Raw genomic sequence first — 21,824 nt, 5'->3', positions numbered from 1 at the left:
TGTCCTGCGCGTTGCTCGGGCGAAGACTGACGGCATTCCTTCCCCGTTTTCGGATGCCGTCGATGAACACCCCGTCACCCCTGAAGCTTACGCTAGTCATCGCCAGCGTCATCCTCTGTTGGGCCTATTCGCCGATTGGCGTGCACATGGGCCTGCACAGCTACAGCCCTGGCCAGCTTGCGCTGTTGCGGTTTCTGATCGCCTCGCTGTTCATGGCCGGCGTGGCGCTGGTGCTCGGCATCGGTCGGCCACGCCTGCGGGATCTGCCGTGGCTGTTGGTGTTGAGTTTTTTCGGCGTGTTCCTGCACCACACCAGCCTCAATTATGGGCAGCAATTCGTGACGGCGGCGGCGTCCAGTGTGCTGGCACAATCGGCGCCGCTGTTCAGCGTGTTGATCGCGTTCTTCTGCTTGAAGGAGCGGGTCAGCCTCTGGCGCTGGAGCTGCGTGCTGCTGGGGTTGCTCGGCGTGCTGGTGGTGATCTGGGGCGATCACGGCGTGGGTGATATTGACCCGCGCGGCTTGCTGATTCTGCTGGCGGCAGTCTCATGGAGCCTGTACTTCGCCATCCAGAAGCATTACGCCCATCGCTACAGCCCGCTGACGATGGCGTGCTACATGGTCTGGGCCGGCACCTTGATGCTCTGCGTGAACCTGCCGGGCCTGCCGGCTGCGGTGGTACAGGCGCCGTTGCCCGAGAACCTCGCGGTGCTGGTGCTCGGGGTTTTCCCCAGCGCCCTGGCGTACCTGGCCTGGGGCTATGTGTTGAAACATGTCGAGGTCAGCCGCGCCTCGGTAGCGATGTACCTGATCCCCCCGGTGGCGATGACGATGGCGGCCACGCTGCTCGGTGAGCACATCGCCCTGCAAGTGGTGCTGGGCGGCGTGATCGTGCTGGCCAGCGTGGCCGCCATCAGCCTGGAGGGGCGCTGGCGGTCAGTCGCTCAGGCAAAACGCGCGCAGCCGGTGGCCATCGAGGTCCTGGGCGACGAAGGTGTAGCCGAAATCCAGGGTGGTCGGTGACTGGATGATGGTTGCGCCGCGCTCTACCCATTGATCATGCAGCGCGTCCACCGCGGCCTGGTCAGCCAGGGACAGGCCCACTTCGCCGCCACCCCCGGTGAGCCGGGCCGCCGGTTCCACGGTATGACGCGACCACAGCCCCAGCTTTACGCCATTGTCGAGAATGAACAGCGCGAAGGTCGGGTTGAGTTCCACGGGCGGCTTGTCCAGCAGGCGGCTATAGAAGTTGGCGCTGGTGGCCGGGCTGTCGACGTACAGCAGGAAGTAATGGGCGAGGGTGTTCATGCAGGCTCCTTGGGAATGCGTGTTCGATTCGATGGAGCCAAGTCTATAAGGCGGCATTGTCAGTTTCTGTCAGGAGTCTCACCGGTGTAGAGCCGGATGATCTGCTCGATCTCGCCCGACTGCTGCATGCGCAGCAAGGTGCGCAGGATCAGCTGCACCGGCACATTCGGGTCGTTGCGCACGATGCAGCCCAGGCGCTGCTCATCAATCACCGCAACCTTGTGCAGCCGCTTGCCGACCGGCATGCGTTGGTTGAACCGCTCGAGTATCCATTCGTTGCTCACCGCAAACTTGAAGCGCCCGGCCACCAGTTTGTGCAGCACCTGCTCTTCGCTGCGCGCGTCGTCGCGGCTGAGCTGGCCTTTGGCGAACAGAGGGTCGAGGGACGCGTAGCGGTAGTTGAGCACAGTGCCGATGGCCTGCGGTGCGAGTGTGTCCAGCTGTATCGGCTTCGGGGGGATGTGGGTGCTCACCAACAGGTTGCGCTGCACCATCAGCGGCACGCTCCAGACGTAATCGCCGGACGCTTCGTCGACCCAGGCCTGGGTGACATAACAGCGCACATCGATATCGCCATGCTCCATGGCGCTTGAGATACGCGCCCGTGCCAACACATGGAATTCGGCCGGCCGTCCGACCTGGGTAGCCAGGCTCAACATCAGGTCATACAAAATGCCCTGGGTGGGCCGGTCGTTGTCCAGTTGCACCATGGGCATCGCCCAGCTGTCGGAAACCGAGAAACGCAACGGTGCGGGCGCTGCCAGGCAAGCCGTGGTGATCATCCATAAAGCGCCCAGGACTACGCGCATACACACTCCGGGTTCAGGCCTTTTTGGGGCCAACCAGGCAAGCTTAGTCAGATTAGGCGAGCGTGCCGGATGCAATTTCCCCCTTGCTCCGCTAGCATTACCGGCTTCCGCTTCCCAGTTGCGACGGTTTTCGATGAGTTATCAGGTTCTTGCACGTAAATGGCGTCCGCGCTCGTTCCGCGAAATGGTCGGCCAGACCCATGTGCTCAAGGCTCTGATCAATGCCTTGGACAGCCAGCGGCTGCACCACGCCTACCTGTTCACCGGGACCCGGGGCGTGGGCAAGACCACCATTGCGCGCATCATCGCCAAATGCCTGAACTGTGAAACCGGTATCACGTCGACGCCCTGCGGCACCTGCTCGGTGTGCAGGGAAATCGACGAAGGGCGTTTCGTCGACCTGATCGAGATCGACGCCGCGAGCCGCACCAAGGTCGAAGACACCCGCGAGTTGCTCGACAACGTGCAGTACGCGCCCAGCCGTGGCCGCTTCAAGGTCTACCTGATCGACGAAGTGCACATGCTGTCCAGCCATTCCTTCAACGCCCTGTTGAAAACCCTGGAAGAGCCGCCGCCCTACGTCAAATTCATCCTGGCCACCACCGATCCGCAGAAACTTCCTGCAACGATTCTGTCGCGGTGCCTGCAGTTCTCCCTGAAAAACATGACCCCCGAGCGGGTGGTCGAGCATTTGACCCATGTGCTGGGCGTCGAGAACGTACCGTTCGAAGACGACGCGCTGTGGTTGCTCGGTCGCGCCGCCGATGGTTCGATGCGCGATGCCATGAGCCTCACCGACCAGGCCATCGCCTTTGGTGAAGGCAAGGTCATGGCCGCCGACGTGCGCGCCATGCTCGGCACCCTCGATCACGGCCAGGTCTTCGACGTGCTGCACGCGCTGATCGAAGGCGACGCCAAAGCGCTGCTCGAAGCCGTGCGCCACCTGTCGGAGCAAGGCCCGGACTGGAACGGCGTGCTCTCGGAAATTCTCAATGTGCTGCACCGTGTCGCCATCGCCCAGGCGCTGCCTGAAGGCGTCGACAACGGCCATGGCGACCGCGACCGTGTGCTGGCGCTGGCCCAGGCGCTGCCGGCTGAAGATGTGCAGTTCTACTACCAGATGGGCCTGATCGGCCGCCGCGACTTGCCCCTGGCGCCCGACCCGCGCGGCGGCTTTGAAATGGTGTTGCTGCGAATGCTGGCGTTCCGGCCCGCTGATTCGGCAGACGCGCCGAGACAGCCGCTAAAGCCAGTGGGGATCAGCCAGGCCACAGTTGATTCCGCCAAACCAGTGGCTGGCGCGGCGCAGGTCGCACCAGTGGTTGCTGCACCTGCACCTGCACCTGCACCGGTGCCTGAACCTGTGGCAGCTGCGCCAGTGGTCGAGCCGGCACCCGTTGTCGAGCCCGAGCCGGTCGTCGACCTGCCCTGGAATGATCCGGTCGAAGCAGACGCCGAGGCCGAGCAAGCGCCCGCCGTGGAGCCCGTGCTGGAAACCAGCGGCGAGCAGCCCGAACTGACACCGATGCCCACGCCGACTCCGGATAGCGTGGTGCCGGATGCCCCCGAATGGGTGTCTGCCCCCGTCCCCGAGCCGACCGTGGCCCAGGTGGAAGCCGCCACGCCGGGTATCGACCTCGACGACGAACCGCCGCTGGACGAAGACTACATCGAGCCGGACATGGATTCGGCCTACAGCTACCTGGACGACCTGGCCAGCGAGCACACCGCCGAACCGGCCCCCGAGCCCGAAGCGGAACCCGCTGCGGCCCCCGCCACCGGCCTGGCCCTGCAATGGCTGGAGCTGTTCCCGAAACTGCCGATCTCCGGCATGACCGGGAGCATCGCCGCCAACTGCACATTGATCTCCATCGAAGGCGACCACTGGCTGTTGCATCTGGACCCGGCCCACAGCGCCCTGTTCAACGCGACCCAGCAGCGCCGTCTCAACGATGCGCTGAACCAGTACCATGGGCGCACGCTGACCATCGCCATAGAGCTGATCAAGCCCGAGCAGGAAACCCCGGCCCAGGCCGCGACTCGTCGGCGCATCAACCGCCAGCGTGAGGCCGAGGATTCGATCCATGCCGATCCGCTCATCCAGCAAATGATGCAACAGTTCGGTGCGGTCGTGCGTCACGATACTATTGAACCTGTCGAAGCCCCGGTGCCCCAAGCGTCATAAAACCGGGCTACTTATTGATCCACGTACTTTTGAGGTGATTCCCATGATGAAAGGTGGCATGGCCGGCCTGATGAAGCAGGCGCAGCAGATGCAGGAAAAGATGGCCAAGATGCAGGAAGAACTGGCCAACGCCGAAGTCACCGGTAAAGCCGGTGGCGATATGGTCAGCGTGGTGATGACTGGTCGTCACGACATCAAGCGCGTGAGCATCGACCCGAGCCTGCTCGAAGGCGTCAGCGATGATGACCGCGAAGTGCTGGAAGACTTGTTCGCCGCGGCCGTCAACGACGCTGTGCGCAAGATCGAAGCCAACAGCCAGGACAAAATGTCCGGCGTGACTGCGGGCATGCAACTGCCTCCGGGCATGAAGCTGCCGTTCTGATCGGCGTGCTTTAGCTAGACTCCAATGCCAGGCCTTGTGCCTGGCATTTTTGTTTGTGCCAATTGGATCGAACCCGGGCACGCCACGCATGGTCTGCACCCTATACCGATGGATTCGATAAAGGAGCCCCTTCATGCCTCAAGAACCGACCCTGAACCAGCGCATCGTCCTGGTCTCACGCCCCCAGGGCGCACCCACCCCGGAAAATTTCCGCCTGGAACGGGTGAACCTGCCGGAGCTGGCAGACGGCCAGGTCCTGCTGAAAACCCTGTACCTGTCCCTCGACCCCTACATGCGCGGCCGCATGAGCGATGCACCGTCCTACGCGGCGCCGGTAGAAATCGACGAAGTGATGACCGGTGGCGCTGTCAGTCGTATCGAGCAGTCGCGTAATCCGAAATTCGAAGTGGGCGACCTGGTGGTGGGTGCTACCGGTTGGCAGAGTCACAGCATTTCCGATGGTCGCAACCTGATGCCGGTGCCCAAGGGCCTGGCCAGCCCGTCGATGGCACTGGGTGTGCTGGGTATGCCGGGCATGACGGCCTACATGGGCCTGATGGACATCGGTCAGCCCAAGGCCGGGGAAACCCTGGTGGTGGCGGCCGCGTCCGGCGCGGTGGGCTCGGTGGTGGGGCAGGTAGCCAAGCTCAAGGGCTTGCGTGTGGTCGGGATCGCGGGGGGCGCAGAAAAGTGCCGCTATGTAGTGGATGAGCTGGGCTTTGATGCCTGCGTCGATCACAAGAGCGCGACCTTTGCCGATGACCTGGCGCAGACGTGCTTCAAGGGCGTCGACATCTATTTTGAAAACGTCGGCGGCAAGGTGTTCGATGCGGTGGTGCCGTTGTTGAATCCGAAGGCTCGCATCCCGCTGTGCGGGCTGATCGCCGGCTACAACGCCCATGAAGCCCCCAGCGGGCCTGATCGTTTGCCGGCGCTGCAACGTACCTTGCTGACCAAGCGCGTGCGCATCCAGGGCTTTATCGTGTTCGATGACTACGGCGACCGCCAGCCTGAATTCCTCAGCGCCATGGCGCCGTGGGTGCGCGACGGCAAGATCAAGTTCCGCGAGGATGTGGTCGACGGTCTGGAGCGGGCGCCCGAAGCCTTTATCGGTTTGCTGGAAGGGCGCAATTTCGGCAAGTTGGTGGTACGCGTCGCGCAGGATTGAGTATTTGACGCTAATCCGGGGCGCGGGTATAAACCGCGTCTCGTTGTTTTGTCGGACCCATGCCCATGAGCTTCAGCCCCCTGATTCGCCAACTGATCGACGCCCTGCGCACATTGCCGGGTGTCGGCCAGAAAACCGCCCAGCGTATGGCGCTGCAACTGCTGGAGCGTGATCGCAGCGGCGGCACCCGATTGGCCCAGGCCTTGAGCCAGGCCATGACCGGCGTGGGTCACTGTCGCCAGTGTCGCACCCTCACCGAAGAAGAACTCTGCCCGCAATGCGCCGACCCGCGCCGCGACGACACGCTGCTGTGCGTGGTGGAAGGGCCGATGGATGTATACGCGGTGGAGCAGACCGGCTATCGCGGGCGCTACTTCGTGCTCAAGGGCCACCTGTCGCCCCTGGACGGCCTTGGCCCGGAAGCCATCGGCATTCCGCAACTGGTGGCGCGCATCGAAGAGCAGGGCACCTTTACCGAAGTGATCCTGGCCACCAACCCGACGGTGGAAGGCGAGGCAACCGCGCATTACATTGCCCAACTGCTCACCAACAAAGGCCTGATCACCTCGCGCATTGCCCATGGCGTGCCACTGGGTGGCGAGTTGGAATTGGTCGATGGCGGCACGCTGGCGCATTCATTCGCTGGCCGCAAACCTATCGCGCTCTGACTCCATGGGTTGATAACCAAGCAAGCGCTTGGTAATTTCGCTCCACCTTACCGTGGAGCTTGCCGATGTCTGCCTATCAGGACTACTTCGACCCCAGCCACCAATTGGTCCGCGACAGCGTGCGTCGCTTTGTCGAGCGCGAGATGCTGCCGGGTATCGAGCAATGGGAAGAGACGGAAAGCTTTCCCCGGGAGTTGTACCTCAAGGCCGGAGCGGCGGGCATCCTCGGTATCGGTTATCCCGAAGCTTTCGGCGGCAGCCACGAAGGTGATCTGTTTGCCAAGGTCGCGGCCAGCGAGGAACTGATGCGCTGTGGCTCCGGTGGCGTGGTGGCAGGCTTGGGGTCGCTCGATATCGGTTTGCCGCCGGTGGTCAAATGGGCCAGGCCCGAGGTCCGCGAACGGGTGGTGCCCCAGGTGCTGGCCGGCGAAAAGATCATCGCCCTGGCAGTCACCGAACCGGGTGGCGGTTCTGATGTGGCCAGCCTGCAAACCCGGGCCATTCGTGACGGCGACCATTACCGCGTCAGCGGCAGCAAGACCTTCATTACCAGCGGCATCCGCGCCGATTTCTACACCGTCGCCGTCCGCACTGGCGGGCCGGGCTTTGCCGGGATCAGCCTGCTGCTGATCGAAAAAGACACCTCCGGTTTTACCGTCGGCCAGCCCCTGAAGAAAATGGGCTGGTGGGCGTCGGACACGGCTGAATTGTTCTTCGACGATTGTCGGGTGCCCGTAGGCAACCTGATCGGCGCCGAAAACATGGGCTTTGCCTGCATCATGGGCAACTTCCAGAGCGAGCGCCTGGCCCTGGCGCTCATGGCCAACATGACCGCGCAACTGGCCCTGGAGGAAAGCCTCAAATGGGCCGCCGAGCGCGAAGCCTTCGGCAAACCCATCGGCAAATTCCAGGTGATCAAGCATCGCCTGGCGGAAATGGCCACCGCCGTGGAGGTCTCTCGGGAGTTCACTTATCGGCAGGCAGCAAAGATGGCCGCCGGTATCAGCGTGATCAAGGAGATATCCATGGCCAAGAACCTTGCCACCGACACCGCCGACCGCGTCACCTACGACGCGGTGCAGATCCTCGGGGGCCAGGGTTATATGCGTGGCAGCCTGGTGGAGCGGCTGTATCGCGACAACCGCATCCTCTCCATCGGTGGCGGTACCCGCGAGGTGATGAATGAAATCATCAGTAAGCAGATGGGCTTCTGATCTTTAGTGCCTTTCAGCGCCTCATCGGGGGCAAGCCCCCTCCCACACTTGACCGGTTCACAGATCAAAATGTGGGGGGGCTTGCCCCCGATGGCGTCAGCCCAGGCAACCGTTATTGTTCAGTCAGCGCAAACTGCGTCAGGCAGAACGTCGCAATCCCCATGTCCGCCAAACGTTGCGACCCCCCCAGCTCCGGCAAATCAATGATTGCCGCGGCCTCGAAGATCTTCGCGCCCATGCGGCGTACCAGGTTCGCCGCCGCGATCAAGGTGCCGCCGGTGGCGATCAGGTCATCGAACATCAACACCGAATCCCCTTCGCACAAGCTGTCGGCGTGCACTTCGAGGAAGGCCTCGCCGTACTCGGTCTGGTAACCCTCGGCCAGCACGTCAGCGGGCAGCTTGCCCTGCTTGCGGAACAGGATCAGCGGTTTGTTCAGTTGGTAGGCGATGATCGAACCGATCAGGAAACCCCGCGCATCCATGGCGCCGATATGGGTGAAATCGGTCTCGACGTAGCGGTGGGCAAAGGTGTCGGCCACCAGGCGCAGGGCTCGGGGCGATTGGAACAGCGGCGTGATGTCACGAAAGATCACCCCGGGCTTGGGGAAGTCGATGACGGGACGGATCAGGGATTTGATGTCGAACGAATCGAAGGTCATCGTCGAAGAGTCCTGGGGCTGGAAACGGACTCGAAGTATACCTGCGGCCTCGCCGGTTGGCGCGGCCGCAAGTGTCTGCGTCAACCGTCTAACGAACCACCGGCCAGCGCGCACAACTGGATCGGGTCGAGGATATGCACTTCCTTGCCTTCGGCGGCGATCAGCTCGTTCTGCTGGAAACGGGTAAATACGCGGGACACGGTTTCCACCGCCAGGCCCAGGTAGTTGCCGATTTCGTTGCGTGACATGCTCAGGCGGAACTGGTTGGCCGAGAAACCCCGGGCACGGAACCGCGCCGACAGGTTGACCAGGAAAGTCGCGATGCGCTCGTCGGCGGTTTTCTTCGACAACAGCAGCATCATTTGCTGGTCGTCACGAATCTCGCGGCTCATTACGCGCATCAACTGGCGGCGCAGTTGCGGCAATTGCAGGGCCAGCTCGTCAAGGCGCTCGAAGGGGATTTCGCACACCGAGGTTGTCTCCAGCGCCTGGGCCGACACCGGGTGGATCTCGGTGTCCATGCCCGACAAGCCCACCAGTTCGCTGGGCAGGTGGAAACCGGTGAGCTGTTCTTCGCCGCTGTCGCTCAGGCTGAATGTCTTCAACGCACCCGAGCGTACTGCATAAACGGAATCGAACTTATCGCCCTGGCGAAACAGGAACTCGCCTTTTTTCAGCGGGCGACCGCGTTTAACGATCTCGTCCAGCGCATCCATGTCTTCCAGATTCAACGAAAGTGGCAAGCAGAGGGGCGCCAGGCTGCAATCCTTGCAATGAGCCTGGCTGTGAGCGCGCAGTTTAACTGGCTCGGACATTTCTTAAATCCTTGTGGGAAAACACACATAAGACGTAAGGGTAACGCACTGTGGGCTGGTGAGGCCAGCGTGTACAAAAAACCAGCAACGGTATAAAGAGTTTTGTGTCGCCGCCGATACAAAGTCACGAACCCTTGAGCTTGGAGGCTCGATATCATGATTTCCATCGGTGCAACGAACGCTGCACGCACTCAGGTGCAGTCCTTTGCGGAGCCGAAAGACTTGGTGGCAGAAGCCAAGCTCACCAAGGCTGACAAAGCGCTCAAGGACGCTACTGAGGCGCCGCTGCGGGAAAAAAAGGACGAGGAGGGGGTGAAGGTGACCTTTTCCGGAGCTGCCTTGAAAGCCCTGACGGAGGCCAAGAAACCCAGCAACGACATCGAAGACAGCGGTCTGCCGGATAACGTCCAGCAGGTTCTCAAGATGATTCGCAAGCTCAAGGAGCAGATCGCCGAGAAGCAGGCCGAACTGCAAGCCGTGATGGCGGACAAGAGCCTCAGCCCCGACGAGGCACGGATCAAGGTCAGCAATCTGCAAGGGGCGCTTGCCCAGTTGCAAGCGAGCCTGATGACTGCACAAACCTCCCTGGCCAAGGCCATGAAAGGCCTCAGCGGGGAAGACGCGTTGAAGGCCGGCTCCCTCGCTATGGCGTAGGGTGTTTCAGATCACCCGCGAAAACCGCTGCCTGTTCTGGTGCTCCAGGTAGGCATCGAACACCATGCACACCGAACGCACCAGCAGGCGCCCAGCTGGCAAAACGCGAATGCCTTGAGTGTCGAGTTCGATCAGGCCATCCTCGGCCATCGCCGTCAGTTGCGGCCATATGTCGTCGAAATACCCGCGAAAATCAATAGTGAACGCCTGCTCGATCTCGTCGAAGGCCAGGCTGAAATTGCAGATCAACTGCTGAATCACCTCCCGGCGCAAGCGATCGTCCGTGGTGCAGACCAGACCCCGGCTGGTGGCCAGTTGCGCGCCGGCCAGGGTGTTCTGGTAGGCGTTGAGGTCACTGCTGTTCTGGCAGTACAGGTCGCCGATCTGGCTGATCGCTGACACCCCGAGCCCGATCAAGTCGCAATGACCGTGGGTGGTATAGCCCTGGAAATTGCGCTGCAGGGTGCCTTCTTCCTGGGCGATGGCCAACTCGTCGTCGGGCAGGGCGAAGTGGTCCATGCCGATGTAACGGTAGCCGGCCTGGGTCAGTTGCTCGATGGTGGTTTGCAGCATCAGCAGCTTTGACGCCGGGGACGGCAGTTCATCGGTGTTGATGCGCCGCTGGGGCATGAAACGTTCGGGCAGGTGAGCGTAGTTGAACACCGACAAGCGGTCGGGTTGCAGCCTGATCACCTCCTCCACGGTGCGCGCAAAATTGATCGGCGTTTGCTTGGGCAGGCCGTAGATCAGGTCGACATTGATCGAGCGAAATTGCAGGGTGCGTGCGGCATCGATCACCGCGCGGGTTTCTTCCAGGCTTTGCAGGCGGTTGACTGCCCGTTGTACCTCGGGGTCGAGGTCTTGCAGGCCGATACTCACGCGGTTGAAACCCAGTTCGCGCAGCAGGCCCATGGTGGCCCAATCCGCTTCGCGTGGGTCGATCTCGATGCCGTAGTCGCCCGAATCGTCATCCAGCAAATTGAAGTGCTGGCGCAGGCAGCTCATCACCTGGCGCAATTCGTCGTGGCTGAGAAAGGTCGGGGTGCCGCCGCCGAAGTGCAGCTGTTCCACCGGCTGTCTGGGGTCGAGGTGGCACGCCACCAGCTGGATTTCCTGCTCCAGGCGTTGCAGGTAGGCCTGGGCGCGGCCACGGTCCTTGGTGATGACCTTGTTGCAGGCGCAGTAGTAGCAGATGTTCGCGCAGAACGGCACATGCACATACAACGACAGCGGCCGCACCGCCTTGCGGCTGTCGCGCAGGGCATGGAGCAGGTCGAAGGTGCCGACCTGGCTGTCGAATTGTACGGCGGTAGGGTAGGACGTGTAGCGCGGTCCCGCCAGGTCGTAGCGGTGAATCAGATCGGTATCCCAACGAATGGCGTCGAGCATGCGGGCGTTCCCCCGGATAGGCTAGTGGGCCGAGTCTAGGGGCTGGCCGGGGAGGCCACCTTGATTTGCATCAACAGGGAGCGGCGCTATGCCACATGGCCTTTCAATGGCCCATTAGCCAGTGCTGATGCGGACCGGGCAACGTCCAAATGCCGAATAGAATTACCAGCAAGCCACCGGCCATCCTCACGCTGCGCTTGCGCAACAGTGCCGTCACCCGTTCCGCCGCCAGTCCAGTGGCCAACAGCACCGGCCAAGTCCCCAAGCCGAATGCCAGCATCAGCAACCCGCTGTCCAGGGCATTGCCCTGGCTCGCCGCCCACAGCAACGTGCTGTAGACCAATCCGCACGGCAACCATCCCCACAACGCGCCCAGCAGCAATGCACGCGGTACGTTGGACACGGGCAGCAAACGGTTGGCGACCGGCTGTATATAGCGCCATAGGCCGCGTCCGAGGCTTTCGATACGGGTGAGACCGCTCCACCAGCCCGCCAGGTACAGGCCCATGCTGATCAAAAGCAGGCCGGCGAGCACGCGCATGAACATCGCCGCGGGGCTGTTCGCCACCGCCCAGCCGGCGAGGCCGATCAACACGCCGGCCGCGGCATAGCTGAGGACGCGTCCCAGGTTGTAGGCCAGCAGCAGTTGAAACCGGCGACCGCGTTGCTCCTTGGGGATCGCCAGGGTCAGCGCGCCCATCAACCCGCCGCACATGCCCAGACAATGGCCTCCACCGAGCAGGCCGAGGATCAGTGCAGAGACCAGCAGCGGCGCCAGCTCAAGCATGAGGCGGGTCTTTTGGTGGTTGTTCGGGGTGGTTGGCCTCTTCGACGCCAGCCAGGTGGTTCGGGTCCTGGTCGTCGAACAGCACGCTATGGGCCGGGCCGTCGAGGTCGTCGTACTGGCCGCTGTCCACCGCCCAGAAGAAGATGTAGATGGCCACGCCCACTAACAGCAGCGCCGCCGGGATCATTACGTATAAAGCTGGCATCTGCACTCCATGCCCGCGCGGCTCACACTGGCAGCGGGCGGGTTACTGAGGGGGCTCGGTCGGCCGGCGCGCTCGGCAGGCGAGTCAGGCGCAGGGCATTGAGCACCACGGTCAACGAACTGAGGGACATGCCGATCGCCGCCCAGATGGGAGTGATCCAGCCCAGGGCGGCAAACGGCAGCATAAGGCCATTGTACAACCCGGCCCACAGCAGGTTTTCAATGATTACCCGGCGGGTGCGCCGCGCCAGAGTAAAGGCTTGCACCAGGGCGTCCAGGCGGTTGGACAGCAACACCGCATCGGCGCTGGTCTTGGCCAGGTCGGTGGCCGTGCCCATCGCCACGCTGATGTCCGCGGCGGCGAGTACCGGCACATCGTTGACACCGTCGCCAAGCATCAGCACTTTGCGGCCTTGCTTGTGCAGTTGCTGAAGGACTTGCAGCTTGTCATCCGGGCGCAGGCCGCCGTGGGCCTCGTCGATACCCAGCTCGGCGGCGACGCTGGCGACCATTGGCGAACTGTCCCCGGACAGCAATAGCGTGCGCCAACCCCGCGCCTTGCACGCGGCCAGCAATGCAGGCGCATCACTGCGCAGGCGGTCGTCGAGCACGAACCAGGCCAGGGCGCCGTCGCGGTCGCCGAGCAGCAGCCATTGGCCGCAAACCTCCGGCGCTGCCGGGATCGGGCAACCACTGAGTTCGCAGACAAAACCCGGCTGGCCAATGCGCAATACGCGCTCGCCGACGCGACCTTCAAGGCCCAGTCCTGGCGAACTGACGACCTCATCGGCGGCCACTGGTGCACGCCCAAAGGCGCGGGCAATCGGGTGTTCGGAGCGGTTTTCCAGGGCGGCGGCGAGGCTCAGGCACAGGTCGGTACTCAAGGTGCCCAGCGGGCGTATGGCTCTCAACGCCAGGCGTCCTTCGGTGAGGGTGCCGGTCTTGTCGAAGATCACCGTGTCGATCTGGTTGAGCCCTTCCAGCACATGGCCGCGCGTCAACAGCAGCCCGAGTTTGTGCAAGGTGCCGGTGGCGGCGGTGAGGGCGGTGGGAGTGGCCAGGGACAGCGCACAGGGGCAGGTTGCTACCAGCATCGCCAGCACAATCCAGAACGCCCGCGACGCATCCAGCTCCCACCACAGCAAGCCGATCAGCGCGGCGGCGATCAGCGAGCACAACAGGAACCACTGTGCGGCGCGGTCGGCGATCTGCGCCAGGCGTGGTTTATCGGCCTGGGCGCGCTCCAGCAGGCGCACGATGGCGGACAGGCGCGTGTCATGGCCCAGGGCACGTACTTCGACGGTCAATGCCCCCTCGACATTCAGCGTGCCCGCCGTGACCGCATCGCCGCTTTGGCGCGGTTGCGGCAGGTACTCACCGGTGAGCAGGGATTCATCGATGCTCGATTGCCCGTCGAGGATCACGCCGTCCGCCGGCAGCACGGCGCCGGGGTGCACCAGCACGCGGTCGCCCAGGGTCAGTTCGGGGAGCAGGATGCGCTCGCTCTGGCCGTCGGCCTTGAGTCGCAGGCACGAGGCGGGCAGCAGGTTCACCAATTGCGCCGTCGCGGCGGCCGTGCGCTCCCTGGCGCGGCGCTCCAGGTAACGGCCGGCCAGCAGGAACAACGCAAACATGCCCACCGCATCGAAGTACAACTCGCCCACGCCGGTGATTGCCGTCCAGATGCCCGCCAGGTAAGCCCCGCCGATGGCCAGGGACACCGAGACATCCATGGTCAGGTGGCGCGTGCGCAAGTCGCGCAAGGCGCCCTTGAAAAACGGTGCGCAGCTGTAGAACACGATGGGTGTTGTAAGAAACATCGCCACCCAGCGCAGGATCACATGCAGCTCGGGGCTCAGGTCGATGTTGAATTCCGGCCAGGTAGCCATGGTTGCCATCATTGCCTGGAACCACAGCAAGCCAGCCACGCCCAATTGGCGCAGGGCCAGGCGATTTTCGCCGGCCAGTTGCTCGGCAGCGCGATCGGCCTGATAGGGGTGAGCGGCGTAGCCGATGTGGCGCAGTTCACTGAGCAGTTGGCTCAATGGCAGTTGCCCATCGGTCCAACGAACGTGCAGGCGATGGTTGGACAGGTTCAACCGCGCCTCGGCTACGGCGGGCAGGCTGCGCAGGTGTTTCTCGATCAGCCAGCCGCAGGCGGCGCAGCTGATGCCCTCCATCAGCAGGGTGGTTTCGGCCAGCTCGCCCTCGTGGCGCACGAAGGGTTTCTGCACGTCGGCGCGGTCATACAGCGCCAATTCGTCCAGCAGTTGCACCGGCAACGCCTCAGGGTTGGCCGAGGCTTCGCTGCGGTGCTGGTAATAACTTTCCAGGCCGCCGGCCACGATGGCTTCGGCCACGGCCTGGCAGCCGGGGCAGCAGAGTTCGCGGCGCTCACCGAGGATGACCGTGGTGAAACGGCTACCGGAGGGGACGGGGAGGGCGCAGTGGTAGCAGGGGGTGGTCATGGCTTGGGAATCTATGGTGGCTGGTAGGGCCTCATCGGGGGCAAGCCCCCTCCCACATTTGACTGATTTCACCAATAGATATGTGTAAACCCAATCCAGTGTGGGAGGGGGCTTGCCCCCGATGCGCGAAGCGCAGGCTTTTTACTTTTTCAGGTCTTCGGCACCCTGCAACGGTTCATCACCCAGCAGCAAGTCCTTGTCGTGGCTGACTTGTTCTTCCTCGAACATGCGCCAGGTCCGGTCGCCTTCCACGCCGAGCAACTCGACGAACCGCCGGCCTTCGACCTTGTCGGTGACCTGGCCGATGTAGCGGCCGGGCTCGCTGTCGCTGCGGGCCAGGTTGATCTTGCGGTCTTTCTCCGGCTGGGTCGGGGAAATCAGGTTCAATTCCAGGGTTTTCGGGTTGCTGTAGCCGGTGAGGTTGACCTCGACTTCACCGGTCAGCTCATCCAAGTGCACCTTGGCGCGCAGTTGCAAGGTCTGGGCCAGCAGCTCGCGGTCCAGGGAGCGGTTGATGCCTTTGCCGGCCTCGTAGTAGTTGTCGTTGACCAGGTTGTCCGGGTTGTTCACCGCGATGGTCACCATGGACAGGGTCAAGGTCACCGAACAGGCCAGGATGCCGATGATGATCCACGGCCAGAGGTGCTTGTACCAAGGGCTTGCGGCGGTTGCTACGGACATTGTTCGGTTCCCTGTTAGCGGACTTGAGGGCCGATGAATCGGCTCTTGGCTTCAATATGGACGCTGGCGTCATCGGCATCGGTGAGGATGAATTTCACCTCGTTGGTGCTCGACGGCAATTGTTCCGGCGCACTCGACAGCTCCACCGGCATGCTGACGATATCGCCGGCCGCCACCTTGATCTCCCGGCGGCCTTGCAGCTTGAGGTCGGGCAGGCCGGCGGCATCGAGCACGTAGGTGTGGTCGCGTTGGTCCTTGTTCATGATCTTCAGGCTGTAGACGTTTTCGATGCGGCCTTCGGCGTTCTCGCGGTACAGCACGCGGTCCTTGCTCACGTCGAAACCCACCAGCGAGCGCATGAAGAATGCCGCCACCAGCAGGCTGATCATCGCCAGCAACACCAGGGCGTAGCCGATCAGGCGCGGGCGCAGCTTGTGGGTTTTCTGCCCGGACAGGTTGTGCTCGGTGGTGTAGCTGATCAGGCCGCGCGGGTACTCCATCTTGTCCATGATGTTGTCGCAGGCATCGATACAGGCGGCGCAGCCGATGCACTCGATCTGCAGGCCGTCGCGGATGTCGATACCGGTGGGGCACACCTGCACGCACATCGTGCAATCGATGCAATCGCCCAGGCCCTGTGCCTTGTAGTCGGTACCTTTTTTACGCGGGCCACGCAGTTCGCCGCGGCGTGGGTCGTAGGAAACGATCAGGGTGTCCTTGTCGAACATCACGCTCTGGAAGCGCGCGTACGGGCACATGTAGATGCACACCTGTTCGCGCAGCCAGCCGGCGTTGCCGTAGGTGGCAAGGGTGAAGAAACCCACCCAGAAATACGACCAGCCATCGGCCTGGCCGGTGAAAAAGTCGAACACCAGTTCGCGGATCGGCGAGAAGTAGCCGACAAAGGTCATGCCGGTGACAAAGCCGATCAACAGCCACAGGGTGTGCTTGCTGAATTTGCGCAGGAATTTGTTGGCGCCCATCGGTGCCTTGTCGAGCTTGATGCGCTGGTTGCGGTCGCCTTCGGTGACCTTCTCACACCACATGAAGATCCACGTCCACACGCTCTGCGGGCAGGTGTAGCCGCACCACACGCGACCGGCGTACACCGTGATGAAGAACAGGCCAAACGCGGCAACGATGAGAATGCCCGAGAGCAGGATGAAGTCCTGGGGCCAGAAAGTTGCCCCGAAAATGAAGAACTTGCGCTCGGGCAGGTTCCACCACACGGCCTGGTGGCCACCCCAGTTCAGCCACACCGTGCCGAAGTACAGCAGGAACAGACCGGCCCCGCCGAGCATGCGCAAGTTGCGGAACAGGCCGGTGAAGGCGCGCGTGTAGATTTTCTCTCGCGAGGCGTAGAGGTCGACGGTTTTGGCAGGCGGGGTAACGTCATGTACCGGTATCTGGTTACTCATCATTGCATCCCACGGCGGTGGAGATTTGCCTTGGCCAGTACGTGCCAGCCGGGGTCAAATTAGGGGTGTTGCAGTGGTGTAATGATACGCCCCCGGTGGTGCTGAAAGGGGGCGACCTAAGTGATCTGGATCAATTGATCTGGCAAGTATGGCCGGTTTTGGCTGGCCCGGTTCTATGAAACACCGCGGATCCAATGTAGGGGGGGCTTGCCCCCGATTGCAGTGTGTCAATCAGTGCATCTGTCACTGATCCACCGCTATCGGGGGCAAGCCCCCCTCCCACATTGGTATTGCAGCGGCTTTTATTGCTCTTCAGCCTTCTTATCTCCATGGGACAAGCTGTACACATACGCCGCCAGCAAGTGCACCTTGTCATTGCCTTGCAGCTGTTCCTGCGCCGGCATCTGGCCCTGGCGGCCCCAACGGATGGTCTGTTGCAGTTGGGCGAAGCTCGAGCCGTAGATGAAGGCGCCCGGGTGGGTCAGGTCGGGCGCGCCCATGGCAGGAGTGCCTTTACCGGCCGGGCCGTGGCAGGCCACGCAGTTGGCGGCGAAGAGTTTCTCGCCGTTGGCCACATCGGCTTTCACGCCTTCGGGCAGTTTTCGCCCGTCGAGGTTGGTGAGCACGAACGCAGCCACATCGCTGACGCCTTGCTCCTTGAGGATATCCAACCAGGCCGGCATCACCGCATGACGACCCTTCATGATGGTTTCCTTGATGGTGGCCGGTTCGCCGCCCCAGCGCCAGTCGGCGTCGGTCAGGTTGGGGAAGCCATAGGCGCCCTTGGCATCGGAACCGTGGCACACCGAGCAGTTGGAGGCGAACAGGCGCCCCCCCATCTTCAAGGCTTGCGGATCCTTGGCCACTTCTTCAATCGGCATCGACGCGAATTTGGCGAAGATCGGCCCGAACTTGGCGTCCGACCTGGCCATTTCCTTTTCCCATTCGTGCACGCCGGTCCAGCCAGTCTGGCCATTGGCGAAGGGGGTTTGCTTGTCGGTGTCTAGGTAGTTGTAGCCCGGCAGCAGGCCTTTCCAGTTGCCCAGGCCGGGGTACAGCGCCAGGTAGCCGAGGGCGAAGACGATGGTGCCGACGAACAGCATGAACCACCACTTGGGCAGCGGGTTGTCGTATTCCTCGATGCCGTCGAACGAGTGGCCGACGGTCTCGTCGGTTTGCTCGGCGCGCTGGCCCTTGCGGGTCGACAGCAGCAGCCAGGTCAGGGCGAAGATAGTACCCAGACTGAGGACTGTGACGTACAGACTCCAGAACGTAGTCATTCTTTGTTACTCCTAGAAGCTTGCTCGACGTGCTTGATGGCTTCGGGATCATCCGCAAAGGGCAGCAAGGTCGCGTCTTCAAACTCCGACTTGCGCTTGGGGCTGAACACCCACAACGCCAGGCCGATAAAGGCCACCATCACCACAACGGTGCCCAGGCCACGAATCATCCCGATATCCATAGGTCACCGTTTGCTTTTGATGATGGTGCCCAGGCCCTGCAGGTAGGCCACCAGTGCGTCCATTTCGGTCTTGCCCTTCACGGCGGCCGCTGCACCGGCGATGTCTTCGTCGGTGTAGGGCACGCCCAGGGTGCGCAAGACCTCCATCTTCTTCGCGGTGTCCTTGCCGTCGAGCTTGTTTTCCACGAGGAACGGGTACGCCGGCATTTTCGACTCAGGCACCACGTTGCGCGGGTTGTACAGGTGCGCACGCTGCCAGTCATCGGAGTAGCGCCCGCCGACACGGGCCAGGTCCGGGCCGGTACGCTTGGAACCCCACAGGAACGGGTGGTCCCACACGCTTTCACCGGCGACCGAGTAGTGGCCGTAGCGTTCGGTTTCGGCACGGAACGGGCGGATCATCTGCGAGTGGCAGCCGACACAGCCGTTGGCGATGTAGACGTCGCGGCCTTCCAGTTCAAGGGCGGTGCGCGGCTTCATGCCTTCCACCGGCTTGTTGGTCACGTCCTGGAAAAACAGCGGAACGATCTGGGTCAGGCCGCCGATACTCACGGCGATGACCATGAAGAAGGCCAGCAGGCCGATATTCTTCTCGACTACTTCATGCTTCATCAGTGAGCTCCCACAACGGCGATCTTGGCGGCGGCTTCGGCTTCTGCCGGGTCGGCGGCACGCACGGTGCGCCAGACGTTGTAGGCCATCAGGAACATGCCGGAGGCAAAGAATGCACCGCCCAGGGCGCGCACGATGTAACCCGGATGGCTGGCTTGCAGCGCTTCGACGAAGGAGTAGGTGAGGGTGCCGTCATCGTTGATGGCTCGCCACATCAGGCCCTGGGTGATGCCGTTGACCCACATCGAGGCGATGTAGAGCACGGTGCCGATGGTGGCCAGCCAGAAGTGCGCGTTGATCAGGCCAACGCTGTGCATCTGCGGACGGCCGAACAGTTTGGGGATCATGTGGTACAGCGCGCCGATGGAGATCATCGCCACCCAACCGAGGGCGCCGGCGTGTACGTGGCCGATGGTCCAGTCGGTGTAGTGGGACAGCGAGTTGACGGTCTTGATCGCCATCATCGGCCCTTCGAAGGTCGACATGCCGTAGAACGCCAGCGACACCACCAGGAAGCGCAGGATCGGGTCGGTGCGCAATTTATGCCAGGCGCCGGACAGGGTCATCATGCCGTTGATCATGCCGCCCCAGCTCGGGGCCAGCAGGATGATCGACATCGCCATGCCCAGGGACTGTGCCCAGTCCGGCAACGCGGTGTAGTGCAAGTGGTGCGGGCCGGCCCAGATGTACAGGGTGATCAGCGCCCAGAAATGCACGATGGACAGGCGGTACGAGTAAATGGGACGTTCGGCCTGTTTCGGCACGAAGTAGTACATCATCCCCAGGAAACCGGTGGTCAGGAAGAAACCCACGGCGTTGTGGCCGTACCACCACTGGATCATCGCGTCCGTGGCCCCGGCGTAGGCCGAGTAGGACTTGAACAGGCTCACCGGCAACGAGGCGTGGTTGACGATGTGCAGCATCGCCGTCACCAGGATGAACGCGCCGTAGAACCAGTTGCCCACGTAGATGTGCTTGGTCTTGCGCTTGACGATGGTGCCGAAGAACACCACGGCGTAGGTCACCCACACGATGGCGAGCAAAATGGCGATGGGCCATTCCAGCTCGGCGTATTCCTTGGTGGTGGTGTAGCCCAGTGGCAGGGTGACGATGGCGCCAACGATGACTGCTTGCCAACCCCAGAAGGTGAAGGCCGCAAGGCTGTCGGAGATCAGTCGCGTCTGGCAGGTTCGCTGCACGACATAGTAGGAGGTGGCAAACAATGCACATCCGCCGAAGGCGAAGATCACCAGGTTGGTGTGCAGCGGGCGCAGGCGGCCAAAGGTCGTCCATGGCAAACCGAAATTCAATTCCGGCCAGACCAGTTGCGAGGCGATGAACACCCCGAGCCCCATGCCAAGGATCCCCCAGACCACCGTCATGATGGCGAACTGGCGGACTACCTTATAGTTATAAGCAGTCGGACTGATTGCTGTGCTCATTCTAAGGTTCCACGGTTTAGGTTTTTTTATAGGTAAAATCGGCCGCAAGTATGTAGAAAGCGAGGGGTCATTGCAACGCAATGACTGACCTGTATCAATGCGTTCCACGCCAGATTCTGCGCCCTTTCCATGTTTGGTGTAAGGACAAAATCGGAAATCGAAAGCTGATCGAGTGGACAGGAAAATTCGAGGGTCGCAACGAATGTCGTTGCGTACGCCAGGATCGGTCCGCTGTGGGAACAAGCGTAGACCCGAAAGTGAGGAGGGGAAAGTTGTGCTTTGGAGGGGTGTGACACTTGGTCGCGTACAGCGCCAGGGTTGCCGCCCCAAAATGGGGCGGCGATCAGAGGTTATTGCGCCTGGCTTTCTGGCGTTGCGCCATCAGCGTTGTGGGACAGGCTATAAACGTAGGCGGCCAGCAGATGCACCTTGTCATTGCCTTGCAGCACTTCCTGCGCCGGCATCTGGCCCTGGCGGCCGTGGCGGATGGTCTGCTGCAACTGCGCGAGGCTGGTGCCGTAGATGTAGCCGGCCGGTTTGGTCAGGTCGGGCGCGCCCATGGCTTCCATGCCGTGGCCTTCCGGACCGTGGCAGGCGACACAGGTGGTGTTGAAGGCTGACTGGCCGGCAGCCACATCGGCGCTGCTGTCGGCGGGCAGGGGCAACTTGGCCAGGTCGTGGCGAACAAAGGCCGCAACGTTTTTCACACCCTCATCGCCGAGCATGTCACCCCAGGCCGGCATCGCCGCGTGGCGACCGTTGAGGATGGTGGTCTTGATCGCCTCGGCCGAACCGCCCCAGCGCCAGATGTTGTCCGCCAGGTTCGGGAAGCCAAACGCGCCCTTGGCGTCCGAGCCGTGGCACACCGCGCAGTTGGAGGCGAACAGGCGACCGCCCATTTTCAGCGCTTGCGGGTCTTTGGCCACTTCTTCCACGGGCATGGCCGAGAATTTGGCGAAGATCGGCCCGAACTTGGCGTCGGCCTTGGCCATTTCCTTGTCCCATTCCTTGGCCTGGGTCCAGCCGTCTTCATAGCCCGGCAACACGCCTTTCCAGTTGCCCAGGCCCGGGTAGAGGATCAGGTAGCCGACCGCGAACACCAGGGTGCCGGCGAACAGCATGAACCACCACTGGGGCAGCGGGTTGTCGTATTCCTCGATACCGTCGAAGGCGTGGCCCATGGTCTGGTCGACGCTGCCCTTGGTCTCGCCCTTGCGGGTGCCGACCAGCAGCCAGGTCAAGCCGATCAGGCTGCCGAGGGTCAGTACGCAGATCCATGTACTCCAGAATAGGGTCATGGCCGGGTGCTCCTTATTGCAGGCTCTTCTTGAGCGTCGGATGGAGAGGGTTCATCGGCGAAGGGCAGCAGGCGCGCCTGCTCGAATTCCGCATTGCGCCGGTTGTTGAACACCCACAGCGACAGGCCGATAAAGGCGATGGCAACCACCAGCGTGCCGAGGCCGCGGATGGTGCCTGCATCGAATTCAAATCCCATGGC

General features: G+C 62.4%; 23 protein-coding genes. 7 read left to right on the top strand and 16 right to left on the bottom strand.

Features of this window, described 5'->3' with window-relative positions; all coding sequences use genetic code 11:
- Window positions 1–62: 62 nt before the first annotated feature.
- Window positions 63–1,022, top strand: coding sequence for a DMT family transporter (locus LUU92_RS21330; RefSeq protein WP_071491379.1), 960 nt, complete (start codon window positions 63–65; stop codon window positions 1,020–1,022).
- Here the strand turns inward: LUU92_RS21330 and LUU92_RS21325 are convergent.
- A complete protein-coding gene (locus tag LUU92_RS21325) occupies window positions 936–1,307 on the bottom strand; it encodes a VOC family protein (protein WP_071491378.1) in 372 nt (123 codons plus the stop codon). The two genes, LUU92_RS21330 and LUU92_RS21325, sit on opposite strands and share 87 nt — an antisense overlap.
- Window positions 1,308–1,366: 59 nt before the next feature.
- Entirely contained in the window at window positions 1,367–2,116 is a 750-nt protein-coding gene (locus LUU92_RS21320) for a substrate-binding periplasmic protein (RefSeq protein ID WP_257102610.1), read from the bottom strand.
- 133 nt (window positions 2,117–2,249) lie between these two features.
- Here LUU92_RS21320 and dnaX point away from each other — a divergent pair, with 133 nt between their 5' ends.
- The 5 genes from dnaX to LUU92_RS21295 all read left to right on the top strand — a co-directional run bounded on the left by dnaX (window position 2,250) and on the right by LUU92_RS21295 (window position 7,733).
- Window positions 2,250–4,301 (top strand): DNA polymerase III subunit gamma/tau, encoded by a 2,052-nt coding sequence (dnaX, locus tag LUU92_RS21315; RefSeq protein WP_257102609.1) that lies wholly within the window; start codon window positions 2,250–2,252, stop codon window positions 4,299–4,301.
- 43 nt (window positions 4,302–4,344) lie between these two features.
- Window positions 4,345–4,683 carry a YbaB/EbfC family nucleoid-associated protein gene (locus tag LUU92_RS21310; RefSeq protein ID WP_017527493.1) on the top strand — a complete coding sequence of 113 codons (339 nt, stop codon included), beginning with the start codon at window positions 4,345–4,347 and terminating at the stop codon, window positions 4,681–4,683.
- Between the two features lie 133 nt (window positions 4,684–4,816).
- Window positions 4,817–5,851, top strand: coding sequence for an NADPH-dependent curcumin/dihydrocurcumin reductase (gene curA / locus LUU92_RS21305; protein WP_222540235.1), 1,035 nt, complete (start codon window positions 4,817–4,819; stop codon window positions 5,849–5,851).
- A gap of 65 nt (window positions 5,852–5,916) precedes the next feature.
- On the top strand, window positions 5,917–6,519 hold the full coding sequence (recR, locus tag LUU92_RS21300) for a recombination mediator RecR (RefSeq protein ID WP_015885312.1): 603 nt from the start codon (window positions 5,917–5,919) through the stop codon (window positions 6,517–6,519).
- A gap of 65 nt (window positions 6,520–6,584) precedes the next feature.
- A complete protein-coding gene (locus LUU92_RS21295) occupies window positions 6,585–7,733 on the top strand; it encodes an acyl-CoA dehydrogenase family protein (RefSeq protein WP_257102608.1) in 1,149 nt (382 codons plus the stop codon).
- A gap of 112 nt (window positions 7,734–7,845) precedes the next feature.
- Here the strand turns inward: LUU92_RS21295 and LUU92_RS21290 are convergent, their stop codons facing one another.
- Both LUU92_RS21290 and fnr read right to left on the bottom strand, forming a co-directional pair.
- Complete coding sequence (locus LUU92_RS21290; protein ID WP_257102607.1) at window positions 7,846–8,394, bottom strand: adenine phosphoribosyltransferase; 549 nt, start codon at window positions 8,392–8,394, stop codon at window positions 7,846–7,848.
- Between the two features lie 80 nt (window positions 8,395–8,474).
- On the bottom strand, window positions 8,475–9,209 hold the full coding sequence (fnr, locus tag LUU92_RS21285) for a fumarate/nitrate reduction transcriptional regulator Fnr (RefSeq protein WP_071491372.1): 735 nt from the start codon (window positions 9,207–9,209) through the stop codon (window positions 8,475–8,477).
- Window positions 9,210–9,365: 156 nt separating this feature from the next.
- Between fnr and LUU92_RS21280 the strand changes: the two genes are divergently transcribed.
- Entirely contained in the window at window positions 9,366–9,863 is a 498-nt protein-coding gene (locus tag LUU92_RS21280) for a hypothetical protein (protein WP_222540233.1), read from the top strand.
- A gap of 6 nt (window positions 9,864–9,869) precedes the next feature.
- Here the strand turns inward: LUU92_RS21280 and hemN are convergent, their stop codons facing one another.
- The 12 genes from hemN to LUU92_RS21220 all read right to left on the bottom strand — a co-directional run bounded on the left by hemN (window position 9,870) and on the right by LUU92_RS21220 (window position 21,821).
- Window positions 9,870–11,252 carry an oxygen-independent coproporphyrinogen III oxidase gene (gene hemN, locus LUU92_RS21275; RefSeq protein ID WP_257102606.1) on the bottom strand — a complete coding sequence of 461 codons (1,383 nt, stop codon included), beginning with the start codon at window positions 11,250–11,252 and terminating at the stop codon, window positions 9,870–9,872.
- A gap of 103 nt (window positions 11,253–11,355) precedes the next feature.
- Window positions 11,356–12,039: a sulfite exporter TauE/SafE family protein gene (locus LUU92_RS21270; RefSeq protein WP_257102605.1), complete on the bottom strand. Its 684-nt coding sequence runs from the start codon at window positions 12,037–12,039 to the stop codon at window positions 11,356–11,358.
- A complete protein-coding gene (gene ccoS, locus LUU92_RS21265) occupies window positions 12,032–12,244 on the bottom strand; it encodes a cbb3-type cytochrome oxidase assembly protein CcoS (protein WP_010208549.1) in 213 nt (70 codons plus the stop codon). The genes LUU92_RS21270 and ccoS overlap by 8 nt, the downstream gene beginning before the upstream one ends.
- A gap of 22 nt (window positions 12,245–12,266) precedes the next feature.
- Window positions 12,267–14,711, bottom strand: coding sequence for a heavy metal translocating P-type ATPase (locus tag LUU92_RS21260; RefSeq protein ID WP_257102604.1), 2,445 nt, complete (start codon window positions 14,709–14,711; stop codon window positions 12,267–12,269).
- A gap of 141 nt (window positions 14,712–14,852) precedes the next feature.
- On the bottom strand, window positions 14,853–15,392 hold the full coding sequence (locus LUU92_RS21255) for a FixH family protein (RefSeq protein WP_071491367.1): 540 nt from the start codon (window positions 15,390–15,392) through the stop codon (window positions 14,853–14,855).
- A 14-nt stretch (window positions 15,393–15,406) separates the two neighbouring features.
- Complete coding sequence (ccoG, locus tag LUU92_RS21250) at window positions 15,407–16,810, bottom strand: cytochrome c oxidase accessory protein CcoG (protein WP_071491543.1); 1,404 nt, start codon at window positions 16,808–16,810, stop codon at window positions 15,407–15,409.
- 302 nt (window positions 16,811–17,112) lie between these two features.
- Window positions 17,113–18,090 (bottom strand): cytochrome-c oxidase, cbb3-type subunit III, encoded by a 978-nt coding sequence (ccoP, locus tag LUU92_RS21245; protein WP_071491366.1) that lies wholly within the window; start codon window positions 18,088–18,090, stop codon window positions 17,113–17,115.
- On the bottom strand, window positions 18,087–18,272 hold the full coding sequence (locus LUU92_RS21240) for a CcoQ/FixQ family Cbb3-type cytochrome c oxidase assembly chaperone (protein WP_003175465.1): 186 nt from the start codon (window positions 18,270–18,272) through the stop codon (window positions 18,087–18,089). Before LUU92_RS21240 ends, ccoP (LUU92_RS21245) begins: the two co-directional genes overlap by 4 nt.
- A gap of 3 nt (window positions 18,273–18,275) precedes the next feature.
- Window positions 18,276–18,884 (bottom strand): cytochrome-c oxidase, cbb3-type subunit II, encoded by a 609-nt coding sequence (ccoO, locus tag LUU92_RS21235; RefSeq protein ID WP_003193167.1) that lies wholly within the window; start codon window positions 18,882–18,884, stop codon window positions 18,276–18,278.
- Entirely contained in the window at window positions 18,884–20,326 is a 1,443-nt protein-coding gene (gene ccoN, locus LUU92_RS21230) for a cytochrome-c oxidase, cbb3-type subunit I (protein WP_071491365.1), read from the bottom strand. Before ccoN ends, ccoO begins: the two co-directional genes overlap by 1 nt.
- Before the next feature lie 350 nt (window positions 20,327–20,676).
- The gene (gene ccoP / locus LUU92_RS21225; RefSeq protein WP_222540230.1) at window positions 20,677–21,624 is read right to left on the bottom strand and encodes a cytochrome-c oxidase, cbb3-type subunit III; all 948 of its coding nucleotides are present in this window, start codon (window positions 21,622–21,624) and stop codon (window positions 20,677–20,679) included.
- Window positions 21,621–21,821: a cbb3-type cytochrome oxidase subunit 3 gene (locus LUU92_RS21220; protein WP_010208563.1), complete on the bottom strand. Its 201-nt coding sequence runs from the start codon at window positions 21,819–21,821 to the stop codon at window positions 21,621–21,623. The genes ccoP (LUU92_RS21225) and LUU92_RS21220 overlap by 4 nt, the downstream gene beginning before the upstream one ends.
- Window positions 21,822–21,824: the final 3 nt, after the last annotated feature.

Origin of the sequence: Pseudomonas extremorientalis (assembly GCF_024584605.1) — a bacterium.
In the GTDB taxonomy this organism is placed as follows: Bacteria; Pseudomonadota; Gammaproteobacteria; order Pseudomonadales; family Pseudomonadaceae; genus Aquipseudomonas; species Aquipseudomonas extremorientalis.
The sequence above is the reverse complement of the archived record's forward strand: the minus strand, read 5'-3'. Positions and strand labels throughout refer to the sequence as shown.